The sequence below is a fragment of the Pseudomonas sp. NC02 genome, assembly GCF_002874965.1.
GTDB lineage: Bacteria > Pseudomonadota > Gammaproteobacteria > Pseudomonadales > Pseudomonadaceae > Aquipseudomonas.
Window position 1 is genome coordinate 5,282,091 of sequence record NZ_CP025624.1, and the last position, 13,806, is coordinate 5,295,896.

The 13,806-nt window shown below is 61.4% G+C and carries 15 protein-coding genes; 11 read left to right on the forward strand and 4 right to left on the reverse strand.

The window, feature by feature from the left end; translation table 11 throughout:
• Window positions 1-14: 14 nt before the first annotated feature.
• The gene (locus C0058_RS24730) at window positions 15-1,073 is read right to left on the reverse strand and encodes an MBL fold metallo-hydrolase (RefSeq protein WP_102369735.1); all 1,059 of its coding nucleotides are present in this window, start codon (window positions 1,071-1,073) and stop codon (window positions 15-17) included.
• A gap of 124 nt (window positions 1,074-1,197) precedes the next feature.
• Between C0058_RS24730 and C0058_RS24735 the strand changes: the two genes are divergently transcribed.
• The 4 genes from C0058_RS24735 to C0058_RS24750 all read left to right on the forward strand — a co-directional run bounded on the left by C0058_RS24735 (window position 1,198) and on the right by C0058_RS24750 (window position 5,220).
• Window positions 1,198-1,818 carry a TetR/AcrR family transcriptional regulator gene (locus C0058_RS24735; RefSeq protein WP_003211473.1) on the forward strand — a complete coding sequence of 207 codons (621 nt, stop codon included), beginning with the start codon at window positions 1,198-1,200 and terminating at the stop codon, window positions 1,816-1,818.
• Between the two features lie 188 nt (window positions 1,819-2,006).
• Window positions 2,007-3,065 carry a diguanylate cyclase gene (locus C0058_RS24740; RefSeq protein WP_003211472.1) on the forward strand — a complete coding sequence of 353 codons (1,059 nt, stop codon included), beginning with the start codon at window positions 2,007-2,009 and terminating at the stop codon, window positions 3,063-3,065.
• Window positions 3,066-3,304: 239 nt separating this feature from the next.
• On the forward strand, window positions 3,305-4,624 hold the full coding sequence (locus C0058_RS24745; protein WP_003211470.1) for a PAS domain-containing methyl-accepting chemotaxis protein: 1,320 nt from the start codon (window positions 3,305-3,307) through the stop codon (window positions 4,622-4,624).
• A gap of 80 nt (window positions 4,625-4,704) precedes the next feature.
• A complete protein-coding gene (locus C0058_RS24750; protein ID WP_003211469.1) occupies window positions 4,705-5,220 on the forward strand; it encodes a DUF1003 domain-containing protein in 516 nt (171 codons plus the stop codon).
• 103 nt (window positions 5,221-5,323) lie between these two features.
• Here the strand turns inward: C0058_RS24750 and C0058_RS24755 are convergent, their stop codons facing one another.
• Window positions 5,324-6,208 carry a LysR family transcriptional regulator gene (locus C0058_RS24755; protein ID WP_102369736.1) on the reverse strand — a complete coding sequence of 295 codons (885 nt, stop codon included), beginning with the start codon at window positions 6,206-6,208 and terminating at the stop codon, window positions 5,324-5,326.
• Window positions 6,209-6,287: 79 nt separating this feature from the next.
• Here C0058_RS24755 and C0058_RS24760 point away from each other — a divergent pair, with 79 nt between their 5' ends.
• Both C0058_RS24760 and C0058_RS24765 read left to right on the forward strand, forming a co-directional pair.
• Window positions 6,288-6,983 (forward strand): CTP synthase, encoded by a 696-nt coding sequence (locus tag C0058_RS24760; protein WP_102369737.1) that lies wholly within the window; start codon window positions 6,288-6,290, stop codon window positions 6,981-6,983.
• A complete protein-coding gene (locus tag C0058_RS24765; RefSeq protein ID WP_003211463.1) occupies window positions 6,980-7,303 on the forward strand; it encodes an antibiotic biosynthesis monooxygenase in 324 nt (107 codons plus the stop codon). Before C0058_RS24760 ends, C0058_RS24765 begins: the two co-directional genes overlap by 4 nt.
• 155 nt (window positions 7,304-7,458) lie before the next feature.
• Here C0058_RS24765 and C0058_RS24770 read toward each other — a convergent pair whose 3' ends face one another.
• Complete coding sequence (locus C0058_RS24770; RefSeq protein ID WP_008432956.1) at window positions 7,459-7,782, reverse strand: DUF2025 family protein; 324 nt, start codon at window positions 7,780-7,782, stop codon at window positions 7,459-7,461.
• Between the two features lie 232 nt (window positions 7,783-8,014).
• Between C0058_RS24770 and C0058_RS24775 the strand changes: the two genes are divergently transcribed.
• Both C0058_RS24775 and C0058_RS24780 read left to right on the forward strand, forming a co-directional pair.
• A complete protein-coding gene (locus C0058_RS24775; RefSeq protein ID WP_008432958.1) occupies window positions 8,015-9,142 on the forward strand; it encodes a glycerophosphodiester phosphodiesterase in 1,128 nt (375 codons plus the stop codon).
• Entirely contained in the window at window positions 9,143-9,820 is a 678-nt protein-coding gene (locus C0058_RS24780; protein ID WP_102369738.1) for an AraC family transcriptional regulator, read from the forward strand.
• On the opposite strand, the gene C0058_RS24785 is transcribed toward C0058_RS24780, so the two are convergent.
• Window positions 9,761-10,690: a sterol desaturase family protein gene (locus tag C0058_RS24785; RefSeq protein WP_102369739.1), complete on the reverse strand. Its 930-nt coding sequence runs from the start codon at window positions 10,688-10,690 to the stop codon at window positions 9,761-9,763. The two genes, C0058_RS24780 and C0058_RS24785, sit on opposite strands and share 60 nt — an antisense overlap.
• Before the next feature lie 140 nt (window positions 10,691-10,830).
• Here C0058_RS24785 and C0058_RS24790 point away from each other — a divergent pair, with 140 nt between their 5' ends.
• The 3 genes from C0058_RS24790 (at window position 10,831) to C0058_RS24800 (ending at window position 13,620) form a co-directional block, all read left to right on the forward strand.
• Window positions 10,831-11,136 carry a PepSY domain-containing protein gene (locus C0058_RS24790; RefSeq protein ID WP_003211453.1) on the forward strand — a complete coding sequence of 102 codons (306 nt, stop codon included), beginning with the start codon at window positions 10,831-10,833 and terminating at the stop codon, window positions 11,134-11,136.
• A 185-nt stretch (window positions 11,137-11,321) separates the two neighbouring features.
• Window positions 11,322-12,497, forward strand: a complete 1,176-nt coding sequence (locus C0058_RS24795; RefSeq protein ID WP_102369740.1) for a GAF domain-containing sensor histidine kinase — start codon at window positions 11,322-11,324, stop codon at window positions 12,495-12,497.
• Window positions 12,498-12,597: 100 nt separating this feature from the next.
• Window positions 12,598-13,620: a transporter gene (locus C0058_RS24800; protein WP_102369741.1), complete on the forward strand. Its 1,023-nt coding sequence runs from the start codon at window positions 12,598-12,600 to the stop codon at window positions 13,618-13,620.
• Window positions 13,621-13,806 lie beyond the last annotated feature (186 nt).

Genomic DNA, 13,806 nt, shown 5'->3' on the forward strand with positions numbered 1-13,806 from the left:
CGATCAGACGGTGATTATCCGCTGACGTGCGCTTCACTGCCCTGATGCTCGACTTCCAGCCACCAGGCCTGCCCGCGCTCCGGCTGGTTGAGCATGAACGCCTGCCCCATCGCCGGTGTGGTGATCGACACGTTACGCTCCCATGCCAGCGCCATGATGCGGTCGAAGGGTTCGTGCCATGCATGAAACGCCAGGTCGAACGTGCCGTTATGGATCGGCAGCAGCCAGCGGCCCTTCAAGTCGATGTGCGCCTGCAGGGTTTCTTCCGGTTGCATGTGCACGTGGGGCCAGTCGACGTTGTAGGCACCCGTCTCCATCAGGGTCAGGTCAAACGGGCCGTACTGCTCGCCGATACGCTTGAAGCCCTCGAAATAGCCGGTATCACCGCTGAAGAAAATTCGCCGTGAGCCGTCGATCATCACCCACGAACACCACAGCGTCTGGTTGCCATCGAACAGGCCGCGCCCGGAAAAGTGCTGGGCCGGCGTGGACACAAAACGAATCCCGTCCACTTCAGTGCCCTGCCACCAATCCAGTTGCCGCACCTTGCTGGCATCCACGCCCCACTTGATCAGCGTATCGCCCACACCCAGCGGCGCGAGGAAATAGCGGGTCTTGTCCGCCAGTTGCACCACCGCCTTGTGGTCCAGATGGTCGTAGTGGTTGTGGGAAAGAATCACCGCCTCGATCGGCGGCAGGTCCTCAAGGCTGATCGGCGGCTGATGGAAACGCTTGGGGCCCGCCCAACTGAACGGCGAAGCACGCTCGGCGAACACCGGGTCGGTCAGCCAGAACTTGCCGCGCATTTTCAGCAGCACGGTGGAATGGCCGAGGCGGAAAACGCTATGGTCCGGGGCGGCAAACAGTTGCTCGCGAGTCAGCGGCTGCACCGGGATCTCACCCACCGGGCGCGTGCTGCGGGGCTTCTGGAAGAGCATCTTCCACATGATGCCCAGGGTCTTGCCCAAGCCGCCATGCTGGATGGGCTTCTGATTGGTGAAGTGACCTTGATGCTGTTCGGAAGACTTGGGCGCTGTAGAAGAACTGTCGAGACGGGTTGAGATCGTGGCCATTACCGAGGAACTCCTGCAGACTGCTCTAAAAATTACACTGCACAGTGTAGTTTCTAGATTGCAACAAAACCGGGAGCAAGTAAACTACCGAGTGTAAGTTTCCCTTCAGAGCCGAACTCCCACCATGACTGTACCCCTGCGCCTCACCGACCGTAAACGCGAAGCCATCGTGGCAGCCGCCATTGCCGAGTTTCGTGACAACGGGTTCGAGGTCACCAGCATGGACAAGATTGCCGCCACGGCGGGGGTTTCCAAGCGCACGGTGTACAACCACTTCCCGAGCAAGGAAGAGCTGTTTGCCGAGATCCTGCATCAACTGTGGGCCAGCAGTGTTGCGCAACTGGACGTCAGCTACGCCAGCGACCGCCCGCTGCGAGAGCAACTGCGCGGGTTGCTGCAGGCCAAGATGACGATGATGTCGGACGCCAACTTCCTCGACCTGGCCCGGGTCGCGATTGCCGCCACCATCCACTCGCCGGAACGTGCCCAGGACATGGTCAACCGCCTGAGCAAGCGTGAAGAAGGCTTCACCCAATGGGTGCGCGCCGCCCAGGAAGACGGCCGGCTGAGCTGCACCGACCCATGCTTCGCCGCCCACCAGGTGCAAAGCCTGCTCAAGGCCTTTGCCTTCTGGCCACAGATCACCCTCGGCCAGCCGACCCTGGACGCCGACGCCCAAGCGAACGTCATCGAGTCGGCCATCGACCTGTTCCTCGCAGGCTATGAGGTCGTGCCGCAGCACTGACCTGTTGCAGGAACGACATCCAAGGTCGTTTTTATCTGATTCGCCGCGTGTCCTTTGCAAATGGCCTGGAAGGACACTGATTATTCCCACGCGAATAACTGACAATATTCACACGTATTATCCGACCAGTGGTTTTCCCGATCACGTGTGCCGTCGTACCTGCAAAAAAAGAATCGACCCAGGAATCTATGGAAAACCAACGAGGCAAAGGGCTGTCATTTGCCAGACGTATCTACAGGCCAAGGATCATCGGCCTGGGCATCGGCTGCATCAGCGTCATCGCCGCGCTCTACCCACTGCAAATGCCAGGCTGGGTCTGGGCGTTGCTGCTGTTCAATGGTTTTGGCTGGGCGCACCTGGCCTATCAACTTTCGACCCGCTCCGATTTCCCCTACAAGGCGGAACGGCGAAACCTGCTCTACGACTCGCTGCTCGGCGGGTTCTGGGCGGCGACTACACAGTTCACGCCACTGACGGCCGTGACAATCCTGTCGATGATGACCATGAACAACGTCGCCGCCGGCGGCAAACGCCTGTTCCTCCACGGCATCGTGGCGCAACTGGCAGGTATCGGCGTGTCCTGGCTGCTGTTTGGCATCCACTTCAATCCCGACGTCAGCCTGGTCCAGGTCTACGCCTGCCTGCCGATGCTGACCCTGTATCCCATGGCGCTGGGCATGGTCTGCTACCGCCTGGCGATCAAATTGTCGGAACACAAACGCGCCCTGAGCGCCCTGAGCCGCACCGACAGCCTCACCGGCCTGCTCAACCACGGTTCTTGGAAAGACCTGCTGCACCTGAAGTTTCACAAGTGCCAGCAACAACATGGGAACGCCACCATCGCACTGATCGACATCGACCATTTCAAGCAGATCAACGACAGCTATGGGCACATCATCGGTGACCAGGTTCTGCGCCAACTAAGCCTGGAACTTCGACGCAACCTGCGGGCAAACGACCTGGCCGGGCGATACGGCGGCGACGAGTTCTGTGTGATTCTTCCGGACATGCCCATGGAACAGGCCGCGCAAGTCATGGAACGCATGCGCGAGGTGTTCAGCAATTACCGCAACCCGGAAATCCCCGAGCTGCGGGTCAGCCTGAGCATTGGCCTGGCGTCTTTCCAGAGCACCTTCACCGACGCGGCCATGTGGCTCAACGCAGCGGACCGCGCGCTGTACGCGGCCAAGGACACCGGCCGTAACCGAGTCAATATCAGCGACTACGTGGTCGCCCATTCCGCCTGAATCCCGCCCTCTGCATCTCGTCTGAATTAAACGCGCCCGTCGCCGACCGATAGCATAATGCCGCCATTGGTCGACTGGCATAGAACTTCTTGCCGGCCATACGACTCAGAACCCGCTGTTCCACCCCGCTGTCAGCACAAGGAAGCTGGCAATGAGCACGTTTGCCGTATGGCCAGGCCTTACGGTGGCAGGCGCCCCCATGGATACCCCTGACGCTTGCTTCCCCCGAGCACACGACCATGCTATTCAACGCCCATAAAAAAACCATCAGTACCCTGCAAGCCACCCTTGCCCAGCAAGCCAGCCTTCTCGACGCCATCGACCGCTCCATGGCGGTGATTGAATTTGATCTGCAAGGCACGGTCCTGCGGGCCAACGAGAATTTCCTCAAGGTCATGGGCTACACCGCCGACCAAGTCGTGGGCCAGTCCCACCGCCTGTTCTGCACCCCGGCCTTTGCCCGCAGCGCCGAGTACGGCCAACTGTGGACGCAATTGCGCAACGGCCAATTCCAGTCCGGGACCTTCGAACGGGTGACCAGCGGCGGCCAGCCGATCTGGCTGGAGGCCAGCTACAACCCGGTGCGCGACGAGTCCGGCAGCGTGGTGAAAGTGGTGAAGTACGCCATGGACGTCACCCCGAAAATGCAGGCCGAGAGTGAAGCCAACGCCAAGTTGCAGGCCATCGACCGCGCCATGGCGGTGATCGAGTTCAACCTCGACGGCACCATCATCAGCGCCAACCAGAATTTCCTGCAGCGCATGGGCTACAACCTGGCGCAGGTGCAGGGCAAGCATCACCGCATGTTCTGCACACCGGAGCTGGCCAACAGCAGCGCCTACAGCGATTTCTGGCGACGGCTGAACCAGGGTGAGCTGTTCAACGGCCAGTTCGAACGCATCGACAAAAACGGCCAGGTGGTGTGGCTGGAAGCCAACTACAACCCGGTGTACGACGCCAGCGGGCGCCTGTGCAAGGTGGTGAAATACGCCTCCGACGTCACGGCCATGGTGGAGAAACACGCGGCCGACGCGCAAAGCGCCACTCAGGCTTATCACATCTCGCTGCAAACCCGGGACATCGCCGAAAAAGGCGCCGAGGTGATCCAGCAGACCGCCACCGGCATGCGTGAGATTGCCGCCAATATCGACGGTTCTTCCGCGCTGATCGCCAAGCTGGGCGAGCGTTCGCAGCAGATCACCGCCATCGTCAACACCATTCGCGGGATTGCCGACCAGACCAACCTGCTGGCATTGAACGCTGCCATCGAAGCCGCACGCGCCGGCGAACAAGGGCGTGGCTTTGCGGTGGTGGCCGATGAAGTGCGGCAATTGGCGGCGCGCACCAGCGGTTCAACGGCCGAGATTTCGTCGATGATCGAGATGATCCAGACCGAAACCCGCCAGGCCATCGACAGCATGGACGGTACCCGCGACCGCGCCGCCCAGGGCGTGGACCTGGCCAACCAGGCCGGCACGGTGATCCTGCAGATTCGCGAAGGCGCCAGCGAGGCGGTGCAGGCTGTGAGTGCGTTTGCCAATGAACGGGGCAACAGGTAAGCGACAGGCTTCTTCATGAGCCAGGCCGAGGGCTCGGTCTATAGTGGTGGCTTGTCTTACGCCACGGATTCGAGCCCGCCATGACACCGGATAAACCTGAAGCCAACGTTGACCACCTGCGCTTTCATCGTAAACACGCCCATCTCGCGCCGACCTTTGGCAACGACACCTTTGCGTTGAAAGCCGAAGCCTTCGCGCGCTTCTTTGGCACCCCGACGTTCCTGGGGGCGCAAACGGCAATCGTGATTCTGTGGGTCGTGCTCAACATGACCGGCATCACGCACTTTGACGTCTACCCGTTCATCCTCTTGAACCTGGCGTTCAGCCTGCAATCGGCCTATGCCGCCCCCTTGATTTTGCTCGCCCAGACCCGCCAGGCCGCACGGGACAAGGCCCAATCCGACGCCGACGCCCAGCACCGCGAAGCCCTGGCCGTGGCCAACACCGAACGCCAGGCCCAGGCGGCGCAGACCACCAAGCAACTGCTGGAACTGTTGGAGCAGAACACCAAGCTCACCGAGATGACCAAACAACTGACCGAACGCATCGAAGGGCTGACCAGCGAAATGCACGACCAATTCGTGCGCAAGACCTGACCCTCCCACGCATCCCGTGTGGGAGCTGGCTTGTCTGCGATTGCATCACCGCGGTATGCCTGATGCACCACAGCGCCTGTATCGCAGGCAAGCCAGCCCACAGTTATCTCACCGGCAAGCGCACATGCTGGCCCAACTGATCAAATAACGTCACCACCGAGCGCAAGGCCCGGCAATCGGGGCGCGTCAGCAGCCACAGGGCGGTGTCGTGCCCCACCAGCGGCGGGCTCAACGGTTGCAGGCCCGCGCCCAGCAGGTAATCCGGCAACGCGGCCACGCCGAGTCCCGCGCGCACCAGTTCGGTTACCGAAACCATGCTGTTGCAGCGATAGGCTGGCATCACTCCCGGCAAGTGCTGGCGCCGCCAGGTGACGGTGGGGTGATCCGGCAGGAAGTCATCCGGCGCGATCCAGTTCAGGGCCGCCAGTTCCTCCCCCGCATGCTGGCGGGCATAGTCGGCACTGGCGCACACCCGATACGACACCGTGCCCAGGCAACGTCCTACCAGATGCTCGGGCGGTGCCTTGGTCAGGCGCAGGGCGATATCCGCATCGCGGCGACTGAGGTTGGCGAAGTCATTGGACGTGCTCAGCTCCAGGGTCAGCGCCGGGTAACCCGGCATGAACTGCGCCAGGGCCGGCAGCAACAGTGACTGCAATACCGAGTCCGTGCACGTCAGGCGCACCGTACCGCTGATCACTTCACCGCCCTGCTCCACTCCCACCCGTGCTGCCTCCAGCGCCTGTTCGGCACGTTCGGCCTGCTCGGCGAGGGTGGTGGCCAAGGTGGTGGGCAGGTAGCCGGCGCGGCTCTTTTCGAACAGCGTCTGGCCCAGTGCCGTCTCCAGCCGCCGCACCGCGCGAAACACCGTAGACACATCCACCCGCAGCAACGCCGCCGCCCGCGCGAGCGTGCCGCCGCGCACCAGGGCGAGGATCAGGGAAAGGTCTGGGTAGTCGATCTGATAGTGCGCCGCTGCATTGAACATGTGTGTTAACGCCAATATTGATTGCGTGAACGCCAATCTATAGTGAGCGCCAGGACTCAACAAGCCACGGATACCCTCGATGAATAAAACCACCCTGCACCTGGCCCTGATCGGCGACTACGATGCACAGGTCACCGCCCACCAGGCCATTCCCCTGGCGTTGCAACAGGCCGGCGCGGCGCTGGGCCTGACGGTGCGGTTCGACTGGCTGGCCACCGACACGATCAAATCCACCGAACAACTGCAGCACTACGACGGCTTCTGGTGCGTCCCCGCCAGCCCTTACCGTGATCTGGACGGCGCCCTGCTGGCCATCCGTTATGCCCGTGAACAGCGGCGCCCTTTCCTCGGCACCTGCGGCGGTTTTCAACACGCGGTGCTGGAATATGCCCGCAACGTGCTGGGCTGGGCCGACGCAGAACACGGCGAACTGGCTCCCGATTCGCCCCGTGCAGTACTCACGCCCCTGACCTGTGCGCTGGTGGAAGCGACCGACACCATCCGCTTGATGGCCTATACCCGCATCGCCGAGGCCTACGCCACCCTGGATATCCATGAAGGCTACCGTTGCCGCTATGGCATCAATCCAGACTTCGAAAGCGCATTGCTGGAAGCCGACCTGATTGCCAGCGGCCATGACTCGGCGGGTGACCTGCGGGCGGTGGAGTTGCTGGGCCATCCGTTTTTTGTCGCCACCCTGTTCCAGCCGGAACGTGCGGCGCTTAAAGACGTCACCCCGCCGCTGGCCATTGCGCTGCTGAAGGCCTGCGCATGATCGCCAAGACACCCAAACCGCCGTACTACGCCGTGGTGTTCAGTTCATTGCGCACTGAAGGTGACAACGGTTACGGACAAGCCGCCGACCGCATGCTGGAACTGGCCCGGCAACAACCCGGTTTTCTCGGCGTGGAATCGGCGCGCGGGGACGACGGGCTGGGTATCACGGTGTCCTACTGGAGCAGCGAAGCTGCGATCCTGGCCTGGAAGCAGCACGCCGAACACACTGAGGTGCGCGAACAGGGCCGCGCCACCTGGTACTCGGCGTGCCATACGCGGGTGTGCAAGGTGGAGCGGTCTTACGCGTTCGAGCGCTGAAACCTCAGCCCGTGTAAAACACTTAATGTGGACAAGGGAGGCTCTGTGGTGAGGGCGCTTGCTGTAGTGAGGGAGCTCCCTCACCACAGCAAGCCTCCTGCCACAGCAAGCTCCCTAGCCACAAAAAGCGCTCCAGCCGCAGGGCTATGCGGCACTCAACTGACCAGACTGCGCACCGCACTGATCTGTGGAATCTCCACCCGACGCATGTACACCCGCAGCGGTTCCGTGATGTTGATGCGATCGTCGATGTTCTGGTCCAGCAACAACTGGATCCGCTCGCGGGACAAGGTCATGGCCTGCCCGTCGACCGGCAGCCAGACAAACTCGGCGGTTGGGATAATGCCGTCATCGGCCACGTCCATGCCGAAGGAGTCTTCGCTGAAACGGACGATGTACTGGCCAGTCTTGCGGTTCAGGCCGACAAAACCCTGGAGTTGGTCGGCGGCCTGGCAGATAAGCTCGGAGGTGATGCGCATGGTAAACCTCACTGAAAAGTCCTACTTGGACTGGAAAGATGGTTTACACGCGTGGCAGGAAAATCTGCCCTCTGATGGGGCAATTCAAGGCAAGAGTACTGCATCGCACCGCACAAAAGTGCAGAAAAATGGCCGGTGAACACGTTAATGTCGGTTTGGTGATAGCGCCATTCGCAAGCAATTGTTAAAAAGGAGCCCTTCTCAAAGTTACCTCCACGAAAGGACTTCGCATATGCCTGTCACGTTTACCAAGAGTGCCCTGCTGCTGGCCCTGATGCTGGGCCTTGGCCACGCACAGGCGGCAAGCCCGATCAGCCCTACCGAATTGGCCACCAACGAAGGCATTCCGCACCCCGCCGTGATTGCCCACCGTGGCGCCTCCTTCGATGCACCGGAATCCACCGCCGCCGCCTACAAAGTCGCGCGCGACCTGGGTGCCGACTACCTGGAGATGGACCTGCAGCGCAGCAAGGACGGCGTACTCTTCGCCCTGCATGACAACAACCTGCAACGCACCACCGACGTCGCCACCAAGTTCCCGGAGCGCAAGGACAGCCCGGCCAACGAATTCACCTGGGCCGAGCTTAAAACCCTGGACGCCGGCAGCTGGTTCAACGCCGCCTACCCGGACCGTGCCCGCCCGGGCTTCGTCGGCCTGAAAATTCTCAGCCTGGACGAAATCATCAAGATCGCCGAAGGCAACCCGCAGCACAAACCCGGCCTGTACATCGAAACCAAAGAGCCGAAGCAATTCCCGGGCATCGAGGCCGACCTGAAGAACAAGCTGCTGGATAAAGGCTGGTTGAGCTCCACCGGCTCCAACCAGGCCCAGAAAAACATCGGCGTCGGCCAGGGCAAGGGCCGCGTGGTGCTGCAAACCTTTGAGAAAGACAGCCTGAAAGAACTGCAAAAAGAGATGCCCAACACCCCGAAAATCCTGCTGTTGTGGGTAGGTGAAGGCAGCATCGAACCGAAATCCAAGGTGCCCTTCGCCGAGTCCGGCGAGCCGAGCAAAGCCGCCTACTACGCCAAGCAGGAGCCGAAGGACGCCGCCGAGTTCGAAAAATGGATCGACGAGGCCAAGAGCCTGGGCGCCATCGGTACCGGCCCTTCGGCACAGCTGACCAACCTGGGCGACCAGAGCTATTCCGACCTGGTCAAACCCGAGATGAACCAGTTGACCCACGACAAGGGCTTGCTGGTGCACGTGTACACCGTGGATGAGCCGGTGGACTTCGACAAGGTCATGAAAGCCGGCGTCGATGGCATCTTCACCAACCGCGCTGCCGAACTGCTGAAGTACTACAAGCGCTGGCCGTCCTCGAGTGTGGCCGACCTGCTGCAGGACAACGGTTACTGAGTGAGCCCCGAATGGTCAGGTCGCCTGTGGCTGGGGCCTGACTACGGGCTGATCCAGGGCATACCGGGGCGCACCGCGTCCCATGCACACTATGCCCATCAGCTGATGTTCTCCGCGGGCGGGCCGGTCACGGCCAGCCTCGATGGCCGTGCCATCACGGCCCATCGCCTGTTTATCCCGTCCAGAATGCCCCACGCCATCCTCCACTCCCACGGTGAGGTGTTGATGGTGTATGCCGAACCCGGCGCCTTTGACTTCGACTCTTTGCAGGCCGCCCTGGCCGACAGTGAACGGTCCCTGGAAGCACTCGAGCGCACGCTGCGCCAATTGCCGAGACGCGCACTGGAAGATGCCAGGGTGGGGCGCGCGCTGTCGGCGCTGGATCAGCAACTGAGTGGCAAGGTCTCGGCCCAAGCCCTGGCGCAGGCGGCGCACGTTTCGTTAAGCCAGCTGGAACGTTTGTTCGCCAACCAACTGGGTTTGCCGGTACGTCGCCTGGTGTTGTGGCGGCGCTTGCGAGTGGCGCTGGGACTGGCGCTCGGCGGCAGCCCCCTGACCGAGGCTGCACATGGCGCCGGGTTCGCCGATTCGGCGCACTTTTCCCGGACCATGAAGCAACTATTTGGCGTCACGGCCGGGGCGTCGTTGCGCAACCTGAACGTACGAATCCTCGACTAGACCCGCGGGAACCGGCGGCTCCTTGCTCAATTGCACCGTCCTGAACGGGTCGCGCAACTGCGCCACATACTCCCGCGGAAAATCCGGCCGGCTGCCAATCCCCAAGTCGCCCTGCCCCATTCGATAGTCATGGCTGTAAAACGCCGTGCCCAAGAGCCAATCCCACAGATTGAAAAACAAGCCGAAATTCACATCCCCAGCCCGGCCATATTTCATGTGATGAAAACGATGCACCGGCGCCCAGGCGAACACCCAGCGCAGCGGCCCCAGGCGCATGTCGACATTGGAATGCTGCAACAGCAGCTGCACGGCAATCGCCAGGGCCAGCAGCAGCGCCACCTCCGTGGGAATGCCCAGCAGGATCAACGGCGTCAACCCGGCCGTGGCTTCCAGCATCTGGTGCAACGGATGCTTCATCAAGCCATTGAAGCCATACAGCCGTTGCACGCTGTGGTGCACCGCGTGCAGGCGCCACAAGGCAGCGACTCGGTGGCTGGCGTAATGCATCAGGGTGATGCCCGCATCGGCAATGAAGATCGCCAGCAGCAATTGCGCCCAGAGCGGCCACGCCCGCGGCCATACACCGTCGACGGCCAACAGCGCGGTCAGCACCGGCAAGATCAACAAGCCCGCCGCATTGAGGCCCTCATTGACCAACGCGTGAATCAAGTCGCGACGACGATCACCCTGGTTGCGATTCCACTGCGGCTCATAGGGCAACCACCACTCGGCGATAAACGACACCGCCACCGCCAGAACAAATACCAGCCCCAGCCACTGCAGCGCATCCCTCTGCACCAGCCACAGCGCCCACCCGATAAACCCCGCCCAGAACAAGGGCGCATACACCCAGGCCATTAACTGTTTCATCTGTGCCTCCCGTAAGTGAGACGCCAGCATGAAACCCCGCACTCGCCGCCGATTGAACAAACGGCGCAATCTTAAGGGTGAGTTAAGTTGCGCTGGTTAACCTGATCCCACTTAAACAGCTCACCCCAAAGGATCACACCATGAAAAACCTGACCGCTCTGTTCGCTGCTGCCGCCTTGACCCTTACCGCCGGTTTGGCCCAGGCCGATGTTCGCCCGGACCAGATTCCGAGCCTGCTCAAGTCCGGTGCCGTGATGGATTTTGAAAAGCTCAACGCCAAGGCCGTGGCCCAGCACAAAGGCGCCACCATCGTTGACACCGAACTGGAAGACAAAGCCGGCCGCCTGGTCTACGAGACCGAACTGCGTGACACCAGCAACGTGAAGTGGGACGTGAAGCTGGATGCCAAGACCGGCGAAGTCCTGGAAAACAAGCAAGACACTTGAGTTGAACCGCAAAAACGCCGCGCCGCCTTCGGGCCGCGCGGCTTTTTTATGCGCGCTCGTCGCCCAGAAGAGCAATTAGTCTAATTAGCGTGAACGAATTTGTACCTTACGCCGCCAAGCTCGCTAGAATCCCAACCATCAGCCAAGGCACAACGCCAGCAGCATCAGGACCGGAACCGTTCGCCATGGGGCAAAAAGCCGTCGACATTGCCACCATTGGCAGAATCAGCGCCGTCCCGGCGATTCTCCAGGTAGTCAGCGAGATGACCGGCTTGCGTTTTGCGGCCGTGGCCCGGGTCACCGACGATTCCTGGACCGCCTGCGCCGTGCGCGACCAACTGGACTTTGGCCTGCCCGTGGGTGGCGAGCTGGACCTGACCACCACCCTGTGCCACGAAATACGCGACTCCCACGTCTCGATCGTGATCGACAAAGCCAGCGAAGACCCGCTGTACCGCGACCACCACACGCCGCGCATCTACCACTTTGAAAGCTACATCTCGGTGCCGGTGTTCCGCACCGACGGGCGTTTCTTCGGAACCATCTGTGCCCTGGACCCGAACCCGGCGCAACTGCGCAGCAGCACCATCCAGTCGACCATGGAGTCGTTTGCCCGGGTGCTGTCGCTGCAGATCGAAGCCGAAGAAAGCCTCCAGCAGACCGAAGCCGACCTGCAGCAGGAGCGGGAAACCGCCGAACTGCGCGAACAATTCATCGCCGTGCTCGGCCACGACCTGCGCAACCCGCTGTTCGCCATCAACGTCGGCGCCGAACGCCTGCTGCGCAAACACCCGGACCCGGCCACCGACACCCTGGTGCGGCACATGCTGGCCAGCGGCCGCCGCGCCTCGCAACTGGTGGAGGACGTACTGGACTTTGCCCGCGGGCGAATGGGCAGCGGCATCCCGGTGAACATCAGTGAATGCACTGGGCTTGAAGACACTTTGCAGCATGTGGTGGAAGAGGTGCAGCACGTCCATCCAAAGCGGCTGATTCACGCCCGCATCGGCAATCTCAAGGGTGTGAAAGGCGACCGCGAGCGGCTGGCGCAACTGCTCTCCAACCTGGTGGCCAACGCCATCAGCCACGGCAGTCCCGAAGGGCCGGTTGAGGTCAGTGCGCAGGTCAACGCCGGCACGTTTGAGTTAACGGTGAAAAACCTTGGGCTGATCAGTGAGCAAGCCATGCCGCTGCTGTTCCAGCCCTACTCCCGACCGACGGGCGCCTTGCCCCAGGCCGGGCTGGGCCTGGGTTTGTACATCGTCAAACAGATTGCCGACGCCCATGGCGGGCGGCTGGAAGTGTCTTCGAGCGAGCAGGGCGGCACGGTGTTCAGCTTCAGTTTGCCCGCAGGCGATTGACGGCCACCTCAAACCGTCACAAAACCGTCAAATCCTGTTGCCATGATGCGCTCAAGTGAACCTGTGAAATTTCCTACAGGCACTTTCCCTGCGAGCCTCCATGAACCACAGCATCGACCACAGCCACCAGGACTCAGACCTGTTTGGCTTGCTCTACGGTTTTCGTTTCCGCCCCGGTGAAAAGGGCGAACAGATAGATTCAGCCACTGCCCTTGCGGCCTTGCAGCAACCCGGAGACCCCAACGAATTTCTCTGGCTGCATTTGAACCTGGCCCACGCCGCCTGTGAGCGCTGGATGCAGGCGCACCTGAACCTGCCGGAAGAATTCTTCGAAGCCTTGCACGAAGGCTCACGCTCCACCCGCATCGAACACGTGGACTCAGCCTTGCTGGCGGTGGTCAACGACGTGGTCTTCAACTTCAGCAGCATGGTGTCTTCAGACATTTCCACCTTATGGGTGTGCGCCCGCAGTCGGCTGCTGATCAGCGCGCGCCTGCAACCGCTGCATTCGGTGGACAAGCTGCGCTCGTCGGTTAAGGCCGGTGAACACTTTCGCTCGCCGCTGGAACTGTTGGTGCATTTGCTGCGGGACCAGGGCGAGGTGCTGACACAGATCGTGCGCAAGACCAGCCTCAGCGTCGACCAGATCGAGGACCAGTTGCTGTCGTCACGCCTGTCCACCAACCGCGCCGAACTGGGTGCCGCGCGCCGGGTGCTGGTGCGCCTGCAACGGTTGCTGGCGCTGGAGCCCGGCTCGTTGCTGCGGCTGCTCAATCGTCCGCCCCAGTGGCTGCAGAAGGAAGACGTGAAAGAGCTGCGCAAATCCACCGAGGAGTTTGCGCTGATCATCAACGACCTGATGGCGTTGGGTGAGCGCATCAAGCTGCTGCAGGAAGAGATCGCCGCCAACCTCAACGAACAGAGCAACCGCACGTTGTTCACCCTGACCGTGGTCACGGTGCTGGCGTTGCCGATCAACATCATTGCCGGTTTTTTTGGCATGAACGTTGGTGGTGTGCCGCTTTCTACAGACCCTGAAGGCTTCTGGATTCTGGTGGCGCTGGTGGCAACATTCACCCTGATTGCCGGACGCTGGGCGTTTCGCAAGCGCAAGGATTATTGAATTTGAAATGCGATCAAGTGTGGGAGCTGGCTTGCCTGCGATAGCGGTGGTGACTGATACACCGCTATCGCAGGCAAGCCAGCTCCCACATTTTATCGGCGGTGTTTTATAGACCGGCGGCAACTTCAATTCCCTAAACACTGATTTGCCGCAGCATCTCTGTAACATTCTGCAACGATCATGACG

What these genes read in the sequence shown, in the direction of transcription:
- C0058_RS24745 (WP_003211470.1), top strand. Translation starts at nt 3,305, where the DNA reads ATGCTATTCAACGCCCATAAAAAAACCATCAGTACCCTGCAAGCCACC.
- C0058_RS24785 (WP_102369739.1), bottom strand. Translation starts at nt 10,690, where the DNA reads ATGAAACAGTTAATGGCCTGGGTGTATGCGCCCTTGTTCTGGGCGGGG.
- C0058_RS24755 (WP_102369736.1), bottom strand. Translation starts at nt 6,208, where the DNA reads ATGTTCAATGCAGCGGCGCACTATCAGATCGACTACCCAGACCTTTCC.
- C0058_RS24735 (WP_003211473.1), top strand. Translation starts at nt 1,198, where the DNA reads ATGACTGTACCCCTGCGCCTCACCGACCGTAAACGCGAAGCCATCGTG.
- C0058_RS24775 (WP_008432958.1), top strand. Translation starts at nt 8,015, where the DNA reads ATGCCTGTCACGTTTACCAAGAGTGCCCTGCTGCTGGCCCTGATGCTG.
- C0058_RS24795 (WP_102369740.1), top strand. Translation starts at nt 11,322, where the DNA reads ATGGGGCAAAAAGCCGTCGACATTGCCACCATTGGCAGAATCAGCGCC.
- C0058_RS24770 (WP_008432956.1), bottom strand. Translation starts at nt 7,782, where the DNA reads ATGCGCATCACCTCCGAGCTTATCTGCCAGGCCGCCGACCAACTCCAG.
- C0058_RS24790 (WP_003211453.1), top strand. Translation starts at nt 10,831, where the DNA reads ATGAAAAACCTGACCGCTCTGTTCGCTGCTGCCGCCTTGACCCTTACC.
- C0058_RS24760 (WP_102369737.1), top strand. Translation starts at nt 6,288, where the DNA reads ATGAATAAAACCACCCTGCACCTGGCCCTGATCGGCGACTACGATGCA.
- C0058_RS24800 (WP_102369741.1), top strand. Translation starts at nt 12,598, where the DNA reads ATGAACCACAGCATCGACCACAGCCACCAGGACTCAGACCTGTTTGGC.
- C0058_RS24730 (WP_102369735.1), bottom strand. Translation starts at nt 1,073, where the DNA reads ATGGCCACGATCTCAACCCGTCTCGACAGTTCTTCTACAGCGCCCAAG.
- C0058_RS24765 (WP_003211463.1), top strand. Translation starts at nt 6,980, where the DNA reads ATGATCGCCAAGACACCCAAACCGCCGTACTACGCCGTGGTGTTCAGT.
- C0058_RS24740 (WP_003211472.1), top strand. Translation starts at nt 2,007, where the DNA reads ATGGAAAACCAACGAGGCAAAGGGCTGTCATTTGCCAGACGTATCTAC.
- C0058_RS24750 (WP_003211469.1), top strand. Translation starts at nt 4,705, where the DNA reads ATGACACCGGATAAACCTGAAGCCAACGTTGACCACCTGCGCTTTCAT.